Origin of the sequence: Paraburkholderia sediminicola, from assembly GCF_046026895.1 — a bacterium.
GTDB lineage: Bacteria > Pseudomonadota > Gammaproteobacteria > Burkholderiales > Burkholderiaceae > Paraburkholderia > Paraburkholderia sediminicola_C.
Genome location: NZ_JAQQEU010000004.1, coordinates 64,486 through 83,314 on the forward strand (window position 1 = coordinate 64,486; position 18,829 = coordinate 83,314).

At 66.3% G+C, this 18,829-nt stretch carries 15 protein-coding genes and 1 pseudogene; 5 read left to right on the forward strand and 11 right to left on the reverse strand.

Annotated features, from left to right (window positions below; translation table 11 throughout):
* Positions 1-76: 76 nt before the first annotated feature.
* The 4 genes from PQR02_RS04340 to PQR02_RS04355 all read right to left on the reverse strand — a co-directional run bounded on the left by PQR02_RS04340 (position 77) and on the right by PQR02_RS04355 (position 3,225).
* Positions 77-1,468, reverse strand: a complete 1,392-nt coding sequence (locus tag PQR02_RS04340; protein ID WP_408225990.1) for a FapB/FapC family functional amyloid domain-containing protein — start codon at positions 1,466-1,468, stop codon at positions 77-79.
* Between the two features lie 26 nt (positions 1,469-1,494).
* Positions 1,495-2,121 carry a FapB/FapC family functional amyloid domain-containing protein gene (locus tag PQR02_RS04345; RefSeq protein WP_408225993.1) on the reverse strand — a complete coding sequence of 209 codons (627 nt, stop codon included), beginning with the start codon at positions 2,119-2,121 and terminating at the stop codon, positions 1,495-1,497.
* Positions 2,118-2,657: a FapA family amyloid fibril periplasmic chaperone gene (locus PQR02_RS04350; protein WP_408225996.1), complete on the reverse strand. Its 540-nt coding sequence runs from the start codon at positions 2,655-2,657 to the stop codon at positions 2,118-2,120. Before PQR02_RS04350 ends, PQR02_RS04345 begins: the two co-directional genes overlap by 4 nt.
* Before the next feature lie 82 nt (positions 2,658-2,739).
* Positions 2,740-3,225 carry a hypothetical protein gene (locus PQR02_RS04355; RefSeq protein ID WP_408225999.1) on the reverse strand — a complete coding sequence of 162 codons (486 nt, stop codon included), beginning with the start codon at positions 3,223-3,225 and terminating at the stop codon, positions 2,740-2,742.
* 534 nt (positions 3,226-3,759) lie between these two features.
* Between PQR02_RS04355 and PQR02_RS04360 the strand changes: the two genes are divergently transcribed.
* Positions 3,760-5,154, forward strand: a complete 1,395-nt coding sequence (locus tag PQR02_RS04360) for a sigma-54 dependent transcriptional regulator (RefSeq protein ID WP_408226002.1) — start codon at positions 3,760-3,762, stop codon at positions 5,152-5,154.
* Between the two features lie 368 nt (positions 5,155-5,522).
* Positions 5,523-6,494, forward strand: a complete 972-nt coding sequence (locus PQR02_RS04365; protein WP_408226005.1) for a thymidylate synthase — start codon at positions 5,523-5,525, stop codon at positions 6,492-6,494.
* A gap of 132 nt (positions 6,495-6,626) precedes the next feature.
* On the opposite strand, the gene PQR02_RS04370 is transcribed toward PQR02_RS04365, so the two are convergent.
* Together PQR02_RS04370 and PQR02_RS04375 are read right to left on the reverse strand one after the other, a co-directional pair.
* Entirely contained in the window at positions 6,627-9,221 is a 2,595-nt protein-coding gene (locus PQR02_RS04370; protein WP_408226008.1) for a DUF6600 domain-containing protein, read from the reverse strand.
* A gap of 204 nt (positions 9,222-9,425) precedes the next feature.
* A complete protein-coding gene (locus PQR02_RS04375; protein ID WP_408226011.1) occupies positions 9,426-10,139 on the reverse strand; it encodes an ArsR/SmtB family transcription factor in 714 nt (237 codons plus the stop codon).
* A 235-nt stretch (positions 10,140-10,374) separates the two neighbouring features.
* Between PQR02_RS04375 and PQR02_RS04380 the strand changes: the two genes are divergently transcribed.
* Together PQR02_RS04380 and PQR02_RS04385 are read left to right on the forward strand one after the other, a co-directional pair.
* On the forward strand, positions 10,375-10,518 hold the full coding sequence (locus PQR02_RS04380) for a hypothetical protein (protein ID WP_408226014.1): 144 nt from the start codon (positions 10,375-10,377) through the stop codon (positions 10,516-10,518).
* A 180-nt stretch (positions 10,519-10,698) separates the two neighbouring features.
* Positions 10,699-11,205: an acyl-CoA thioesterase gene (locus tag PQR02_RS04385; protein ID WP_408226017.1), complete on the forward strand. Its 507-nt coding sequence runs from the start codon at positions 10,699-10,701 to the stop codon at positions 11,203-11,205.
* A gap of 166 nt (positions 11,206-11,371) precedes the next feature.
* On the opposite strand, the gene fumC is transcribed toward PQR02_RS04385, so the two are convergent.
* The 5 genes and pseudogenes from fumC to PQR02_RS04410 form a co-directional block, all read right to left on the reverse strand.
* Positions 11,372-12,772 (reverse strand): class II fumarate hydratase, encoded by a 1,401-nt coding sequence (gene fumC, locus PQR02_RS04390; RefSeq protein ID WP_408226020.1) that lies wholly within the window; start codon positions 12,770-12,772, stop codon positions 11,372-11,374.
* Positions 12,773-12,787: 15 nt separating this feature from the next.
* Positions 12,788-14,463: pseudogene (locus tag PQR02_RS04395) on the reverse strand (phospholipase D family protein).
* Positions 14,464-14,735: 272 nt separating this feature from the next.
* Positions 14,736-15,695, reverse strand: a complete 960-nt coding sequence (gene panS / locus PQR02_RS04400; protein WP_408226023.1) for a ketopantoate/pantoate/pantothenate transporter PanS — start codon at positions 15,693-15,695, stop codon at positions 14,736-14,738.
* A gap of 395 nt (positions 15,696-16,090) precedes the next feature.
* Positions 16,091-17,503: an MATE family efflux transporter gene (locus tag PQR02_RS04405; RefSeq protein ID WP_408226026.1), complete on the reverse strand. Its 1,413-nt coding sequence runs from the start codon at positions 17,501-17,503 to the stop codon at positions 16,091-16,093.
* 287 nt (positions 17,504-17,790) lie between these two features.
* Complete coding sequence (locus PQR02_RS04410) at positions 17,791-18,012, reverse strand: RNA-binding S4 domain-containing protein (RefSeq protein WP_042321998.1); 222 nt, start codon at positions 18,010-18,012, stop codon at positions 17,791-17,793.
* Positions 18,013-18,319: 307 nt separating this feature from the next.
* On the opposite strand from PQR02_RS04410, the gene PQR02_RS04415 reads away from it, so the two are divergent.
* Positions 18,320-18,775 carry a hypothetical protein gene (locus PQR02_RS04415; protein WP_408226030.1) on the forward strand — a complete coding sequence of 152 codons (456 nt, stop codon included), beginning with the start codon at positions 18,320-18,322 and terminating at the stop codon, positions 18,773-18,775.
* Positions 18,776-18,829: the final 54 nt, after the last annotated feature.

Genomic DNA, 18,829 nt, shown 5'->3' on the forward strand with positions numbered 1-18,829 from the left:
CTGCGATCGCTGCCGGCGCGTGCCCCTTTACTGCTTTTCTGACTTCTTCTGCCTGCCGTCGGTCGGTGCCGCCGGCTTATTTACCGCTGTTCAGCGCCGCGATAGCGAGGCCGTTGTGCTGCAGGTTGCCCGCGCCGCCCGCGATGTTCACGCCGATGTTGCCGGACGCGCCGGCGAGCGAGTTGGCGCCCAGCATCGCGGTGCCCTGGAATTGACCCACCACCGTCATGGCGGCGGTTTGCGAGTTGTCATCCGTGGCGACCATTGCCGTGGTCATCGCTTTGCCCGGCTTGGTCGTCGTCACTGCACCGGCGAGGCTGTTGTTCTGCACGTTGCCGATACCCGAGGCGACGTTGACCCCGACATTGCCCGTCACACCCGATAGCGAGCCATCCCCGATCGACGCGTTCAGATTGAAGTTGTTGATCTGGGCGGTGCCGCTCGACGCTTGCGTGTTGAACACCTGCGCGTTGCCGAACACGTTGCCGATGTCCACCGACGCGAGCGACACGTCGTTGCTCTGCGCGTTGCTGATGCCTTCCGCGATGTTGATGCCGAGGTTGCCCGACACACCGCTGGCCGCGTTGTTGCCGGTGGTGGCGTTCAGCGTGCCGGCCGCCTGGTTGTTGTAGTACTGGGTGACCGTGCCGGTGGTCCTCACGTCGGTCGTGGCCAGGCTGGCGTCGATGCCAAAGGCTGCGCCGTAGACGTCGGTGGACGACGAGCGGGTCGCCGTGTAGCCGGACGAGTGTTCGCCGAGCGCCGCGAAGCCCGAGCCTTCGTTCGCGCGGAAGCCCCATACGCGGCCCTGACCGGACGCTTCGGTGGCTTCGATGCCGCCGGCCACGCCCGACATGTTGGCGTAGCTCGACTGGTTGTAGTCGGCGCGCAGGCCGCCACCGGCGCTGAACGAGCCGCTGCCGTGCGACGGAGTGTTGTGGGCCTGATAGTTGTAGCCGCCGCCGATCGAGCCACCGGCCGAGATATGGCCGCCGGAGTTGGAGCGGGTAAGGATGAAGCCGCCTGCGATGCCGGCGGCCTGCTGGCTGGTTTCATAGCCGCCACCCGCCACCGACGCGCTCTGGTTGCCGTACGCATAGCCGCCCGGTGCCTGGAAGCCTTGCGAGCTCGAGTTCATCGACGAATGGCTTTGCGTCAGCACGGCGAAAGCCGCGCCGCTGCCTTTGACCGAGATCGCGCGGTTGTTGTAGGTGGTCGCCACGCTGCCGCTCATGTAGTTCTGCGCTGCCGCGACGAGCGACGCGTTCACGCTGACCGACTGGTTGTTGTTGACCACTGCGCCGGCCGTGCTGGACACGTGCACGCAACCATACAGTCCGACCATGCCTTCGACGCCGATTGCATCGCCGACCAGCATCGAGTTGAACAGATAGGCATTTTGCGGTGCGGCTAACGCGCTGCCGGACGCGGCGACGAGAACGGCTGCGGCAATGAGAGTGCGCTTCATGATTCGCTCCGATACTTTAAGTGTGGTCAGTTAAAAAAAGTGCCCGCCGGGGGACGGAGCACAAAACTGTTTGCCGTGGCATTACCAGCGCCGGCTGTCTGGTTGATCTGGACGATCCCGCTGACATTCTTGAAGGCATCGCTGGAAACGCTCGTCTCGCGTACGCCATGAACCCCGATGGATTGACCCGGACCGCCGTTTTTCGGGGCCGTCGCGGATAGCTCCCCATCCGAGACGGTCTCGACTCCGAGCGCCGCAGTCCCCAACAGGGTGCTATTGCGCTGCAGATTCCCTGCTCCGGCGGACTGGTTCACCAGCACCGCGCCGGAAGTATTCGAAAAAGCATTGGCTTCGATCGACGCCCGCGCCGCCGTGACACGCGCGGCCACCGACGCGCTTTGCACGCTGGCGTTCTCGTTGCCCACCGCGCCGCCGTTCGTGATCGTGATCTGGTTGGCCTGCGCGTTGTCGAGACCGGCTGTCTGGTTGACCGTGAACGCGCCGATTACGCCGGCGCCCGCGCCGTTGGCCATGGTCGAGCCGGCGCTGATGGCCGGCACCGCTTGCGCGTGCGCGTGGCTCGCTGCGAACGCGGCGCCGCTCAGGCACACGCATAGCGCCGCGTGCAGCGACGTGACTCGGAGCGGGCTCATTTCAAGCCTCCGAGCGCGCCGCCCAGTGCATTCGACAGCGGCGCGAGCGCTCCCGTCACCGATGAGCTGATGGCGCCGCCAATGCCCGCCGTCGGCCCGCCGATGCCGCCGGCGTTGAGCGCGACGTTGTTGCCGGTGGCCTTGCCGCTGAGGATCTGCGCGACCGCCTGCATACCGGGGCCGCCGAGTGCGCCGCCCGTGGCCACGCCACTTGACCCATGCGCGTTCGTTAGATCGGTGTCGCCCACGAGTTGCGCGATGGCCGGATTGAACGAGTTGGCCGGGAAAGTGGTAGCGCGCACCGCGACCGGGTCCTGGTCGCGCGGCACGGGGACGAAGGCGTCGCGCGGCGTGACCGTGCGCTCGACGACGATGTCGCCCGGATTGACGACCTGTTGGGCGGTCGCGCTGTCGGCAAAACATACGGTGAGCAGGACGAGTGCGCTTGCGAGAGCCGCCGGGAGTCCCGTGGGGGCGACGGGTGGTGACGCCGCCGACGCGCCATGCGCGCGCGGCGTCCGGATGGAGGTAGTCATGTCTCGGTCCTTTCTTTTTGTGTTCGCGGCGCGCGATGTTTTCGTTTCCGCGCTGCCTCTGTTGCATCGCAATCTGTTCGCTCTACTTCCTCTGGTACGTGGCGACGTTGCCTTGGGCGGCGCGCGCGGCGCGCGCGGCGTCGACCGGGATCGGCAACGGCGAGGGCGGAGCGATCTCGTCCCACAGCGTCACGCGCCCGCCGCTGCTGCCGCGCATGAGCTGCGGTGTCGCGGCGACCATCAACATCCCGACCGCGCCGCCGCGCTGGCGCGCCAGCACCTGGTCGTCGAGAGAAATATCGTTCACGGATGCAGCATCGGCGGGCGCGCCCAGCGCATCGTTCGTGAGGCGGCCGAATTCGCTGGCCGCGCCGGGCGTCCACTCCGACGAGGCTGCGGCGACGCGGTCGCCCTCGAGGCGGGTCCCGGCGAAATCCGCCAGCGTGGCGGATCGGGACTGTGCTGCCTGGGCATGGACCTCGGCGGGCAGCACGATCAAGGCGATTGCCGCGCACAGGGCCGCGCAGGCTGCGACGCCGATGGGGTCGATGCGGGAAGCGAGTCGCATGATGTCTCTCCTTGGTGCATGGCATTTAGCGAAACGTGTGCCATCGCTCGCAATCCATTGATGCGTAGGGATGCGATCTACATACCAGGGAGCGTTATTCGACAAATCGGACAAAAACGTTTCAGGGCTGAAACGGTAGGCACAAAATACCTATAAATCGTTAATCCGGCGGGTACAAACTACCTTCGGGTGAACGCCAGGAAAGCGCTTCCACTAATGTATTATTCGTCGGCTGAATAAATGGTTATCAAGCGCCGAGCCTTCGTGGTAAAGGACTCCGTGATTAAATTCGTATAATTGTTTTCGAAGCGGCGGACGTATAGTAAGCTCTCGAAAACAACTTCAGATTTAAAAAAGGCCGCTAACAGGCCGTCTCAAACACACACGCCGCTTTCTTGGGGATCAGCTGTCCGCACGGAATGGAATGGCCGTTCGGGTTTTGCTATGCGCGAATCCCGATTGAGTCAGCGTGTCTGAATTGCAGTTCAGGTGCGTGCGTCATCCTTAACGTTCGTTGACGAGAGGATCTGAATAATGGAACCCGCAACGCGGCAACTGATTTACGTTTCACGCGATCCGAGCGCGGAGTTGAATACCAGGTTTCATCAGCGCGGCTGGCATGTCGAAGTCGTGGGATCGGCGCGCGACGCGCGCCGCGCGGTTCGCGCCGGAACGGCGGCGGGCGGCCTGCTCGATCTTTCCAGCGATTTCCAGCCGCACGAAATTGCCGCTTTCGAGTCCTGCCTGACCATGCCGAACGTCGGCTGGGTGGCAGCCACCATGCCCGGCCAGCTGCGTGACGCCGCTTTGCGCCGGCTCGTGCGCGACTATTGTTTCGACTATGTGACGGTGCCGTATTCGGGCGACCGCATCGTCGATTCCGTCGGGCACGCGTACGGCATGATCTCGCTGGGCGAGCCGGCGTCGAACGATGGCTCGCAAGGCGCCGAAGGCGAAATGGTCGGCTCGTGCGACGCCATGCTCGCGCTATTCCGCTCGATCCGCAAAGTGGCGATGACCGACGCGCCGGTGTTCATCTCGGGCGAATCGGGCACCGGCAAGGAACTGACGGCGGTCGCGATTCACGAACGCTCGGCGCGGCGCAATGCGCCTTTCGTGCCGATCAACTGCGGCGCGATCCCGCCGCATCTGCTGCAATCGGAACTATTCGGGTATGAGCGCGGCGCGTTCACCGGCGCCAATCAGCGCAAGATCGGCCGGGTGGAAGCGGCCAACGGCGGCACCTTGTTTCTCGACGAAATCGGCGATCTGCCGCTCGAGAGCCAGGCGAGCCTGTTGCGCTTCCTGCAGGAGCGCAAGGTCGAGCGGCTGGGCGGCCACGGCGCGATCGACGTGGACGTGCGGATCATTTCGGCGACCCACGTCGACATGACCGCGGCGATGATCGAAGGGCGTTTTCGTTCCGACCTCTATCACCGGCTATGCGTGCTGCAGATCGACGAGCCGCCGCTGCGCGCGCGCGGCAAGGACATCGAGTTGCTTGCGCGGCACATGCTGGAACGTTTCAAGAAGGATGCGAGCCGCCGCTTGCGCGGCTTCGCGCCCGATGCGATCGCGGCGCTTCACAACTACGGCTGGCCTGGCAATGTGCGCGAGCTGATCAATCGGGTGCGGCGCGCAATCGTGATGTCCGAGGGCCGCGCGATCACGGCGCGCGATCTCGAACTGGCCGAGTATGTCGAGATCGTGCCGGTGTCGCTCGCGCAGGCGCGTGAGGCGGCCGAGCGTCAGGCGATCGAACTCGCGCTATTGCGTCATCGCGGGCGGCTTGGCGACGCCGCGCAGGAACTCGGCATCTCGCGCGTGACGCTGTATCGGCTGCTGTGCTCGCATGGGATGCGCCATATGGAAGGCGAGCCGCTGTCCACGCGGCATGGTGATTTGCCGGCTTCTGTGCCGCATCTTTAGGCGGGTTGCGGGCCTTTGCTGAGGCGGGGGCGGCGCGGCGCCTTGGGGGCTTTTCAGGGCTCATCAGGCGCGTTGGTTCTTACGCGCCGGGAGGGCGGGGGCCTCGCTATCGCGTTTGACTGGCTTGTTGGGCCGGCTGACGCGCTTGCGCTTCACGCGGGTCCTCGCAACGAGAGCCCTCCTTGCCCGCCCGCGCCCGTCTGTCGGTCATCACGCTTTTCTTTCAAGGCCACTTCTCCAGCCATATTTTCTCCACTGCTTGCCGCGACAAGGCGGCGAGCTGCCGCGCTTGTTAAAATCGGGTTTTCCGCTCAATCCCCGTGGCGCGCGCATCGACATTGCGCGGGCGCCGCGTCGAAGGAACCCGCATGAAACAATACTTGGACCTCGTTCGCACGATTCTCGACACCGGCACGTGGCAGGAGAACCGCACCGGCATCCGCACCATCAGCATGCCGGGCGCGATGTTGCGCTTCGATCTCCAGCAGGGGTTTCCCGCAGTCACCACGAAAAAGCTCGCGTTCAAGTCGGCAGTGGGGGAACTGGTCGGGTTTCTGCGCGCGTCGCGCAGCGCCGCGGATTTCCGCGACCTCGGCTGCAAGGTGTGGGATGCGAACGCCAACCAGAATCCGCAATGGCTCGCCAATCCGTACCGGCAGGGCCCGGACGACCTCGGCGACGTGTACGGCGTGCAGTGGCGCCAGTGGCCGGCGTACAAGGTGCTCGACGCCGGTGCGAGCGCGCAGCTTGCCGACGCCAGCGCGCGCGGCTTCCAGGTGGTGACCGGATTCGAAGAAGACGGCAGCCCTAAGGTGCTGCTCTACAAGGCGATCGATCAGTTGCGCCAGTGTCTCGATACGATCATGCAGAACCCCGCCGACCGGCGCATTCTGTTTCATGCGTGGAACCCGGCGGTGTTGGATCAGATCGCGCTGCCGGCTTGCCATCTGCTTTACCAATTTCTGCCGAACGTCGCGCGCCGTGAAATCTCGCTGTGTCTGTACATTCGCAGCAACGATGTCGGGCTCGGCACGCCGTTCAACCTGACCGAAGGCGCGGCGTTGCTGCATCTGGTCGGACGCCTGACGGGGTACACGCCGCGCTGGTTCACGTATTTCATCGGCGATGCGCACATCTACGAGAACCAGCTCGATATGTTGCAGCAGCAGCTCACGCGTGAGCCTTATGCGAGCCCGACTCTGGCGATTTCGGATCGCGTGCCGGAGTACGCGAAAACCGGCGTCTATGAACCCGAGTGGCTGGAGAAGATCGAGCCGGCGGATTTCTCGCTGGTCGGCTATCGGCACCACGAGCCGTTGACCGCGCCTATGGCGATTTGAGCGCGCGCCGGCGACCGGTTTCAGTCGTGCAAAGAAAAAACCCGCGATGTGAGAATCGCGGGTTTTTTTACGCTGCCGCTTGCGTGCGCCGTCACGCGCGGCAGGCGGCAACGGATCTTAGGTCGGCGGCGCTCAGCTCTTGTGATGCTCGTCGCGGTTGCCGCCGCCGGGATGTTGCTCGACGTGTTGCTGCTGCGGTTGTGGTTGCGGGCGCGGCGGCTGGACCTGCTGCGGACGCGGTTCGGGGCGCGGCTGCTGGACCTGCTGCGGACGCGGTTCGGGGCGCGGCTGCTGGACCTGCTGCGGACGCGGTTCGGGGCGCGGCTGCTGGACCGACTGCGGCCGTGGTTCAGGTCGCGCTTGCTGAACCTGTTGCGGCCGTGGCTCTGGCCGCGGCTGTTGTACCTGTTGCGGCCGTGGCTCAAAACGCGGCTGCTGCTGTTGCACCGGTTGCGGCTGTGGCTCCGGCCGTGCCATCTGCATCGGCTGTGGACGAGGCTCCTGACGCCGCTGCTGTGCCTGCATGTCAGCTTGCCGTTGCGCCTGCTGCCGCGCCTGAAACTCCTGCTCGCGCGCCTGCTGCTGCATCGCCGGATTTTCCGCCGGACGCGGCACGGCATGCTGTTGCATCCCCGCGTTCGCCTGCACATTGGCGCCGGGCTGCTGGCCGAAACCCGGCCGCTCCTGCGGACCGCCACGCTGCTGCGCCATCGGCGCATGCGGCTGCGTCCACACCGGCTCGTGGCCGCCATTCGCACCCGGCTGCCGACCCGCCTGCTGCGGGATCCCCATCCCATGCTCCTGCGCGTAACCCGCCGGGTTGCCGCCAGCCGCTTGCGGCGGCCTCGGCACGCCATTCGTCGGATGCGCCATGGCGCCCGGCTGCTGCGTGTGCTGATTGCCGACCATCGGCGGCGGCGTCCCAGGTCGAACTTGCGGCTCGCCCGCATGCGGCGCCTGAGCGGCGCCGGCAACTTCGCCGGGCCGCTGTGCCGCCTGCTGTCCCGCCTGTTGCGTACCATTGGGCGCACCAGGCATCGGCGCACCCGCCGCCGCGCCCGGCGGCCGTCCGGCGATATGCGACTGGACGACCCGCACGTTTTGCGCCGGCAACGCGCCCCGCCCGCCCGCCATGTGCGCGGACACCGAAGTCCGCACGATAGGCTGACCGCCGCCCGGCACCCGTCCGCCGCTTTGCGCGAAACGCTGCGCGAGGCTGTCGTGATAAGCAGGCGGCATCGCGGGACTGCGCGTCGCCACCACCGGACGCGCAATCACGCCCGCCGGCGGCCTGTAATTCGCATTGCGCAGACCCGGCCCGAAGCTCTCCCGCACCGGCGCGATCCCCGGCCCGCCCGGGTTGAACCGCGCGTTGTGCCACTGCCCCGGATCGACCTTCTGCGCGAAGCGTCCGACCGGCTGCCCGTGCACGAACGCCGTCGCCGGCACGGCAGTCAGGCCGCCGCGCCCGCGATAGTTGACGTAGGTGTTATGGATGTTCACGTTGCGGTTGTACTGGTTGACGAACGCGTTCCGGTTGACGCGGTTGTAGTAACCCTCGCTCCAGTGATCGTGGCCACCCCAATGCGGATGCCACCGCTCGCCCGGGCCGAGCGGGAACCACGCGACGCCGGCCGCCACGATCCCGCCGACCGCCAGATTCACGCCCCAGTCGGGCACGCCACCGCCTTCGTCGTCGCCGACGAAGGCGGCCAGGGCCGGCGCGTAGACCGGCGGCGCGTCGGCTACGACCGGTCCCGGCACCCACGCCCACGTGTCGTCCATCTGCACCCAGCGGCCGTAGTGGTACGGCGCGAAGCCCCACGGCTGGTCGTCGACCCAGGTCCAGCCCCACGGCGCCTGCCAGACCCAATGGCCGTCATGGTAGGGCGCCCAGCCGGCGGGCGTGGCGCGCGGCACCCACACCTCGCCGTATTGCGGACTGCTGCGCCACGTGCCGTTGGCATCGAGATCCTGATAACCGGGCACGTCGCGCGACACGTACTGTGCCGACACCGAGCGGTCCTCCGCGCCATCGCGGCTCACGGCCCATTGATCGAGGCTGTCGAGGCCGGGCACCTGGTTGTCGGCGAGCTGTTGCAGGTTCGTGCCGCCGAAGCGGATCTGCCGGCCGGCCGTGACGGGCACCTCGCCGCTGTCGCCGTACACGGTCGCGCTGCCGCTGCGCACGGTGACGGTGGTGCTGCTGCCGTCCGGCGCGACGTCGACACGGTAGTCGCCGGGACCGTTCACGCCGAGCGCGATGTTCGGCGTGTCGATTTCATACGACGATCCCGGCGGCAGTTCGCGCACGCGGGTCGACAAGGTGCCCTGCGCGACTTTCAGCTGGGCGCTGTTGTCGTCGAGATTGAGCACGTCGAGGCTGGTGGACTCGCCGAGTCGCACCGCCGTCGAGCCGATGTGCAGCTCGGAGCGCGCGTTCTGGTCGTTCCAGAGCTGGTCGCCGGTGGTGAGCGGGCGGTTGATCTGTGCGTAGGTCCAGTCGGTGGCGCCGGCGGGCTCGGTGGTCACGGTGCCGGCGGTGTAGTTCAGCCGCGCGATGCGCCCCGGCGGGTCGGTATTCTGGCTGGTCGCGGCGTCCTGCGGCGCCGACGGCATGTCCTGCGCCCAAGCAACTTGCGCGGCGCACAGCAGGACGGCGGCGGCGATCAGTGTGTAGCCCGGCAAGCGGTGCGTCGAAGGGGGGCGGGCGGTGACGGTTCTCATGACTTATCTCCAACGGACGCGGCGATCTGCTCGGTCCGTAAGTCACTCTACTCGTGGCGTTTGTTTCAAGACCCCCACTTTTGTAAGGCCACGCTATCGGCGTGTAACAAAAAATCTCGCGCCCGGCGGGTTGCCGGTTTTGATGCAGCGGTTGGCGGGTTCACGACGCAGTCGCCGCAGTCGCCGCTCGCACCGGCGGACGACTCACGCCGCGAGAAACGCATCGAAATGACGGTGGCCGGCCGGCGTGACGCGCAGGATGCGCGGCCGCTCGGTCCGCTCGATCCAGCCGTGCGCCGACCACGCGTCGAGCAACGCCGCGCCGAGTGCGCCGCCAAGATGCGGACGCCGCTCGCTCCAGTCGGGGCACGTGCATGCGAAGCGGCGCCGGCGGCTCTTCTGGGCGGACAGGTCGATGCCCCATTCGGCGAAGCGCGCGGCGCCGTCGGCGGTGGCCTCGAGCGTCGTGCCGTGCAGCGTCAGCAGACCGCGCTCGACCAGCCGTTCGAACACCTGTACCGACAACTCGCCCGCCATGTGGTCGTAGCAGGTGCGGGCGTAGCGCATGTCGAGCGGCACGGTGCGCGCCGGACGCGGCGTCGCGCGCTGCGGCGCGCTGACTTGCGCGACGTTGGCGAGCGCCTCGATCGACGCGGCAATGTCGGGCGACGCGATCCGGAAGTAGCGATGCCGGCCGCGCACTTCGAGCGCGAGCAGGCCGCCGTCGGTGAGGCGCGCGAGATGCGCACTGGCCGCCGACGGCGAGAGTCCCGCGATCATCGTGAGTTCGCCGGCGGGGCGGGCGCTGCCGTCCATCAGCGCCCACAGCATCGCGGCGCGGCCCGGATCGGCGAGCAGCGCGCCGATCCGGCTGAGGCCTGGAAAATGGTTCGATTCGTCAGTGAGGGTGGCGGCCATCGGGTGTCTCCAAGGGCGGCGCGCGAAGCGCCATCAAGTCCACTGTAACGGGCTGTGCTATTCGATGTTTCAGCTTAGCGTGAACAATGGCATGCGGCGGCCACGAAAATCCGGCGGTGCGGGGCGGGAGTCGTATCGGCGGGGGTGCCGCGCTGCGCCGCGCCGGCCGGCGTCGCGGCAGCACGACGGCCTGACAGGCTAGAATCGAAGCCTGTCTATGCAGGAACACGTTGTCATGAAAACTTTTCTTGCCGTCGCCGCCGCAGTCCTGCTTTTCTCCGCCTGCGCGCTGGGCGGCGCCGGGTCCGGCGCCGGCTCCGGCTCCGGCAGCATCAACATGTACGGCACGATCGACGAAGGGATCAGCTTCCACAAATAAGCGCACGATCCCACGCGAGCGCCGCTCACCTCGAGCGAAAACCTAATCGAAAGCTGGTCGAAAGACTCGCGCGCTCACCCGCAAAGATTCGGCGGCGCAGGCCGTCCAAAGCTGCCACGCCGTCAATATTGCGCTCGTATAATCGCCCCCTTTCAATGCATCCGATTGACCGGAGTCAAGATGAGCACCCCTCCCGTAGCGCCGCTGGACCGTTCGGAAACCACTTTCCGCTTTCTTGCCGAGCCGAGCTCGGTCAACTTCGGCGGCAAGGTGCACGGCGGCGCGCTGATGAAGTGGATCGACGAGACCGCGTATGCGTGCTCGGCGGTCTGGTCGGGACGCTATTGCGTGACGGTCAGCGTGGGCAATATTCGCTTTCGCCGGCCGATTCTGGTCGGCAATCTGGTCGAATTGCGCGCGCGGGTCGTAGCGACGGGCCGCACCAGCATGCACATTCACGTCTCGGTGCACGCGGGCGATCCGAAGGGCGGCGAGCTGCTGCAAACCACCGATTGCCTGATCGTGATGGTCGCCGTCAATGAGAACGGCCAACCAGTGCCGGTACCCGCTTTCGTGCCGCAGAGCGAGGAGCAGAAACGCCTCGCCAAGTACGCGATAGACGTGAAGGAAGCGCTCGACGCTATCGTCGAACTGAAGCCGGACGAAGTGGCGCAGGGCAAGATTTAAGCGGCGCGTGCCAGGGGCGCTGTTCAAGAGCCCCTGAAGGCCCGCGAGGGCCGCGCGAACCGTGGCGTTCGCGCAGCCGGTGATTCAACGTCAGTTGCGGCGGGCGCTAACCCTCAAGCGTGAGGGACCGGACCGTCGCGCCGCAAGCGCAACGGCTTGCCCGGAATCACACCGCCGAATTTCCGACCATATCCTTCGGCCGCACCCATTCGTCGAACTGCTGCTCGGTGACGAAGCCGAGCGCGAGCGCCGCCGCCTTCAGCGTGGTGCCTTCCTTGTGCGCCTTCTTCGCGATCTGCGCGGCCTTGTCGTAGCCGATGTGCGGATTGAGCGCCGTCACCAGCATCAACGATTCGTTTAGCAAAGTATCGATGCGCTCGCGGTTCGGCTCGATGCCCACCGCGCAGTTGTCGTTGAAACTGTGCGCGCCGTCGGCGAGCAGACGAACCGATTGCAGCACGTTGTGCGCGATCATCGGCCGGAACACGTTCAGCTCGAAGTTGCCGCTCGCGCCGCCGATATTCACCGCGACGTCGTTGCCGAACACCTGTGAGCACAGCATCGTCAGCGCTTCGGATTGGGTCGGGTTGACCTTGCCCGGCATGATCGAACTGCCCGGCTCGTTTTCCGGAATCGACAGTTCGCCGAGCCCGCAACGCGGGCCGCTCGCGAGCCAGCGAATGTCGTTGGCGATCTTGTTCAGGCTCGCCGCGACGGTCTTCAACGCGCCATGCGCGAACACCAGCGCGTCGGCCGCGGCCATCACCTCGAACTTGTTCGGCGCCGACACGAACGGCAAGCCGGTCAGCTTGCCGATGGCGGCCGCCACCTTGTCGGCGAACTGCGGATGCGCGTTCAGACCCGTGCCGACCGCGGTGCCGCCTTGCGCGAGTTCGTACAGATGCGGCAACGCCGATTCCACGTGACGGATGCCGTGCTCGAGTTGCGCGACATAGCCCGAAAACTCCTGGCCGAGCGTGAGCGGCGTGGCGTCCTGCAAATGCGTGCGGCCAATCTTGACGATATCGGCAAACGCCTTCGCCTTGCCGTCGAGCGTATCGCGCAGCGTCTTCAGCGCCGGCAGCAGATGCTTGACGATCGCACACGCTGCGGCCACATGCATCGCGGTCGGGAACACGTCGTTCGACGATTGCCCGCGATTCACGTCGTCGTTCGGATGCACCTTGCGCGCTTCGCCGCGCTCGCCGCCGAGCAACTCGCTCGCGCGGTTCGCGATCACCTCGTTGAGGTTCATGTTGGTCTGCGTGCCGGAGCCGGTCTGCCAGACGGCGAGCGGAAATTCCTCCGGATGCTTGCCGTCGATGATCTCGTCGGCGGCCTGCATGATTGCGCGAGCCTTGCTTTCGTCGAGCACGCCGAGGCCGAGGTTCACCTCGGCGGCCGCGCGCTTGATGACGGCCAGCGCGGTGATCAGCTCGGGCGACTGCTTCTCGGTCGAAATACGGAAGTTCTGCAGCGAGCGCTGAGTTTGCGCGCCCCATAGACGCGCGTTCGGCACGGCGATTTCACCGAACGTGTCACGCTCCATTCGTACGTCTTCGGTCATGTTTCACTCCGCTTCTCAAAGTTCTGCGTTGACAGGCAATAGGGAGAATAGTCCCGTTAGCACGTTCCGGTATAACCCGGCTTGGGGATCGAAAATGTAGCTGCGGCGCGTGCCGTTCTCGACGTCGCTCCACACGAGCGGCGAGAGCGGCGCGCCGATCGAGCGCAGATAGGCGAGCTGGGCGTCGTCGGCCAGCGTGACGCGATAGCTTTCCTCGGGCGAGGTGCCGTGCGCGAAGATCCGCGCGACCTCGTCCGCGAGCTGCGGACTGTGGATCACCAGCGCCAGTTCGGTGTTCAGATTGGCCGAGCGGGGGTCGAGGTTCATCGAGCCGATCACCAGGATCTGGTGGTCGATCACATAGGTTTTCGCATGCAGGCTGGCGCGCGAACGCGAGCCGGCGATGCCCGCGGGCGGGGTTTCCTGGCGCGGCTTGAATTCGTAGAGCTCGACGCCTTGTTGCAGCAGCGGTACGCGATACGGACCGTAGCCCGCCTGCACGGCGACCGCGTCGGTCGCGGCGAGCGAGTTGGTCAGCACGGCGATGCGCACGCCACGGTGCGTCAGCTCGCCGGCCGTCTTGACACCGGCATCGTGCGGCACGAAGTACGGCGACACGATCAGGAACTCGTGGCGCGCGTCGTGCACCAATTCGCGCAGCCGCTGCAGCGGTGGACTGACGTAGTCCGGCGACGGATGCTCGATCTTCTCCGGCGGGTCGGCCTTGAATTCGGCGGACGCCCAGATGAGGCCCAGTTGTTCGCTCGTGATCTGCGACGCGAGCGGCGTCGCGTTCAGGGGTTTTGCGTTGTATGGATCGGCATTGGTGCGCCAGTGCTGGCCAAGTCGTCGCGTGTCTGATCGAGTTCCTTCGCGTCGAACCTCTGTTTGTTCAGCGCCCGCAGCGGATACGCAAGGCTGCTATTCCAGTAGTCGTCGAAACTCGCCGAGATGTCGGCGGTGATCGGGCCGGCGGCCAGCACGTCGAGGTCGCGGAACTGCAGCGTTTCGCTCGCGCTGAAATACTCGTCGCCGAGATTGCGGCCGCCCACGATCGCCAACTGGTTATCCGCGATCATCGCCTTGTTGTGCATGCGGCGCGTGAAGTGGCCGAGCTGCGTGAACAGGTTCGTGGTGCGTTGAAACACGCCTTCCTGCGCGCTGCCGAACGGATTGAACACGCGGATCTCGATGTTGTCGTGCGAGTTCAGACCCGCCATCACGCGGTCGATGTCCTTGAAGTTCAGATCGTCGACCAGCATGCGCACCCGCACGCCGTGATCGGCCGCATACAGCGCCGCGCCGAGCAGCAGCTTGCCGGTGGTGTCCTCGTTGGCGATGTAGTACTGCATGTCGAGGGTTGTGGTCGCCGCGCGCGCGAGCGCGATGCGCATCTGCAACGCGTCGGTGCCCTTGGACAGCACGCGAAAACCCGACTGCCCCGGATGCGCGGCTTCCAGCGGCGCGAGCGAGGTACGCAGCGGGGTGGTCGCGGTGGCGGGCAGCGCGTGCGTGACCGGACGGTCGAACGCGGTGGCGGGCGGCTTGCTCGCGCAGGCGGTCAGTAATGCCGCCGCGCAGCACAGCAGGAAAATGTGTCTCGCGGTCCCCCAAGGGGACTGCGTTCTGGGTGTGCTGAATGCACGCTTGCGCTGCAGTGCGCTTTGGTTCTGTTCGTGGTGCCCCGGCACGCTGTCATCCCCTTGTTTGCAAGCTTCTCGTGACGGCAGCGCGGATGCTTGCTCACGCTGTCGAGAAAACCATTCTAAGGGAATTGGGGGCAGGCGGTTTCGTGCTGCCGGGTGAGCGCTGTGACGGAAGTTCCATGTCGGGAAGATTGCGCGGCGGCCTTTGCCGGGACCTAATGAGCGTGCCGACAAAGGCCGCAATTGAGTCTATGCGCTCATGTCGAGCGCTGCCGCGATCGCTTTTTAAACTGCGATCGCGGCGCGCCGAGTTCGCGTTAGCCGCGCCCGGCGTTCAACCCGCGCTCGCCGTCCGCATGCGTGGAGCCTTTCGCGGGACGTCCCGCCCAGTGGCCTGCGAGCAGCGAGCCGGACAGGTTGTGCCACACCGAGAACAATGCGCCCGGCAAGGCCGCGATCGGCGTGAAATACAGCTTGCCGAGCGTCGCGGCGAGGCCCGAGTTCTGCATGCCCACTTCGATCGCGAGGGTGCGGCAGACGGCTTCGTCGAAGCCGAGCAGACGCCCGCCCCAGTAACCGCCGAGCAGGCCGATGCCGTTATGCAGCACCACGCCCAGCATCACCACAAGGCCGACCGACGCGATGCTCTTCTGCGTGCCGCCCACCACCGCGCCGATGATGAGCACGATCGCGACCATCGAGATCAGCGGCAGGATCGGCTCGATCTTGCGCACCGTCTTGCTGAACAGATGGTTGATGATCAGGCCGACCACGATCGGCAGCGCGACGATCTGCAGGATGCTCATCAGCATGCCGTGCACGTCGACGGCGATCGACGCGTCCACGTAAAGACGCGTGAGAAGCGGCGTCGCGAACACGCCGACGAGGGTCGACAACGCGCTGATCGTCACCGACAACGCGACGTCGCCGCGCGCCAGATAGATCATCACGTTCGACGCCGTGCCGCTCGCGACGCTGCCTACCAGCACCATGCCGGCGGTCAGGTCCGGCGGCATGCGCAGGGCCTTGGCGATCACCCAGGCGGCGAGCGGCATCACGAGGTAGTGCAGCACGATGCCGGCGAGCACCGGCGCGGGCCGCGTGAAGACACGCTGGAAATCGGCCACGGATAACGTGACGCCCATCGCCAGCATGATGATCGTGAGCAGCGTGGTGACGTGCGGCGCGATGCCCGTGAACGACGCGGGCGAGCAGTACGCGGCGATCGAAACGAGCACGGCCCAGAGCGGAAATAAGCGGGTGACGCGGGCAAGCATGACGGGTGGTCCTTGGTTATGTTTTATCGCGAGAATCGAGGGTGCATCGAGCGGCCGGGCGGGCCAGCCGGAGCGGCGGCGTTCGGAAGTCGGCCGCGCGAACGCGGCGAACCGTGCGGGCAGTGGTGAGCCTGCGGGCGGCGCTGGCCTTTGTGGGGCGTGCCAAGCGGAATCCCGGCGTATGGCGCGGGTGGGCGCCGGTGGGCCGGGACCGGCATTTTACCTTTTGGCGGCGGGGCGGCTGTGGAGGACGGTCCGGTCCTTGTTGAGGACGCGTCGCGGGGGGTGGATCGAATGAGCTGCTGGCGATGCTTCGTCGTGTGGATTGTCTCGCGCGAAGGAGTCGACACGAGCGCATCCGAAGTGGCAAACGGCAAACGGTAAGCGGCCCGCGCTCAACCCGATCCAACAGGCGGCGTTACCACCGCCGCCGGCACGCGCCGCAAGCTCAGCCTATGAAACCGCAACGTCATCAGAAGCGCGACGCTCGCGAGGCCGGCCGCGAGCCCCCACCATAAACCGCGCGCTCCGAGGCCAAAGTGAAACGCCAGCGTATAGCCGGTGGGAAAACCGATCACCCAATAACCGAACGCCGCGGCGATCATCGGCACGCGCGTGTCCTTTAGCCCCCGCAGGCAGCCTGACCCGACCGTCTGCATGCCGTCGACGATCTGGAAAATCGCCGCCACGCCCAGCAGCGAACTCGCCAGCGCGACGGTCGGCGCGTTGGCCGGGTCGTCGAGATGCAGATAGAGGCCGACGATCCAGTGCGGCGCGGCAATCAGCACGATCCCCGACAGCGTCATGAAGCCGACGCCCAGCGCCAGCGCGACGAAGCCCGCATGGCGCGCGGCCAGCGGCTGCCCGGCGCCGGCCCAGAAGCCGACCCGGACGTTGGCCGCCTGGCCGATCGCGAGCGGCACCATGAAGGCCACCGACGCGACGTTCAGCGCGATCTGATGCGCGGCGAGCTGCGACTCGCCGAGCAGGCCGACCATCAGGCCGGTGGCGAGAAAGAGCGTGGACTCGACGCCATAGGTGATCGCGACCGGCCAGCCGATGCCGAACAGTTCGCCCATCAGCGGCACGTTCGGCCGCGTCGCGACGACGAAATGGCGGAAGCGCGGCCGCAGATGCAGCAGCGCCATCAGCACGAGCGCGGTCAGCCAGACGGTGATCGAGGTCGCGGCCGCCGAGCCCAGAAAGCCGAGCCGCGGCAACCCATAAGCGCCGTGGATCAGCCCGTAATTCAGGAATGCGTTGACGCCGACGCTCGCGATCGACACCCACAGCAGGCGTCGCGCCGCGCCGATCGCCGGCAGAAACGAGCGCATCAGACCGACGCCGATCAGGCTGGCGGGCGCGCCCCAGCGCAGCACCGCCGCGTATTCGCCGACGTTGTGTGCGAGCAGACCCGGCTCGCCGAACGCGAGCAGGATTCGCGATGCGAACGACAGCAGGATGAACGCCGGCACCGACAGCAGTACCGACAGCACGAAACCGGTCCAGTAGATATGCGGCACGCGGCTATCGTCCTGCGCGCCGCGCGCGTGCGACACGCTCACGCTGACGGAAGTCAGCACGCCCTGCAGCAGCGTCACCACGACGAAGAACAGGTTCGCGCCGAGCCCGCCGGCGGCCAGCGCATCGGGGCCGAGCGAGCCGAGCAGGATGGTGTCGGTGACGCTCATCGCCATTTGCGAGAGCTGCGCGATCGCCAGCGGCGCCGCGAGCCGGGCGGTGTCGGCCGCGTGGCGGGAGAAGGTCGGCGGCCGGGCGGCCACCCGGGTGAAGCCGGATTGAGTCATGAAGCGCTTGACGGCGGAAGTGGCGGGGCAGTGTCACGGGGCCGGCGTGTGGCGCGCGTCGCTCGCTTCGTACGCTGGCGGCGGCGCGTTGCGGCGGCCGCGCGCTTAGCAGCGGAGAAGGAAAGCGCGGTGCGTTCGCGAGCCGCTCGTGCTGGCCAAAGGGTTTGTCTGTCGAAACCAACAGCTTATTGCGTGGGCCCGGCGATGTCGATGGAAGACGCACGATTCTGGTGCGTGCGATGCAGCGAGTTTCCGGACTGCCGGTGGGCGGGGAGGCGGACGCCGCCTCAGTGGGCCTCGTGGACCGCGATCCGCGTATCGCCGAGCAGTACGACCTGACCCGCGCGGATTTTGCAGGTCTTACGTGTTTCGACCCGGCCGTCGACGGTCACAGCGCCGTCGGCGACCATCATTTTGGCCGAGCCTCCGCTATCCGCGAGCCCCGTTATCTTCAGGAGATTGTGCAGTTCGACGTAGTCGCCGGTGAGCGTGAAATCGAGGTTGGGCATGGCGTTTGCACCTTCAGGCAAAGGGTTCGCATCATAAGGCACAAGCTTGCCCTAGATGAAGCACGCGGTGCACGCGGCCCGTGCGCAAGCAAATGCAAGCAGTTGTTATCCGATTGTCGGAAAGTGAAACGTTGCGTAACACCGGTCGTACATCGCAGAGTTCCCTCGTAAAGTTCGGAAACGTAGCAGAGCTTGCTGTATTTCATCGAAATCCCAGCGACAGAAGACCGGGCGAGGCAGGCCGGACTGGTCGTCCCGACAGACCGCCGGACACGCCACGTCACAATAACTTGAGAGAGGATTAGCCATGACCCAGATTCGTTCGCTCCTGATCGGCACCGCCCTCACGGCTTTTGCCGCCACCGCCGCCATGGCGCAGACCACGCAACCGGCGGCAGGACTCGGTGGCCAGGCGCAGATGCAGACGCAAGGCGCCGAGGTCGCGCCCGCCGCTCCCGCCGCGCAGGGCGTGCAGCCGGTGACGCCGGCGCCGACCCGCCTGACGGCGTCGGGTTCGACCGATCCGCTGGTGCAAAAGCGTGACGCCAACGCGAAGGCGAATGCGGAATATCGCGCGTCGAAGAAGGCGTCTAAGGCGGAGATGAAGGATGAGCAGAAGGCCGCCAAGGCGCAGTACAAGGAGCAGGTGCGCGACGCGAAGATCAATCAGAAGGCGGATAAGCAGGCTGCCAACAACGAAATGAAGATGAACATGGAAGGACACGCTGCGGTTCAGGCTGATGGCGCCGATGTGAAGCATTAAGCCAGCCGCGCGAGCGTCGGCGTGGCGGGGAGGCGTTAGCCGTCACGCCGTGCT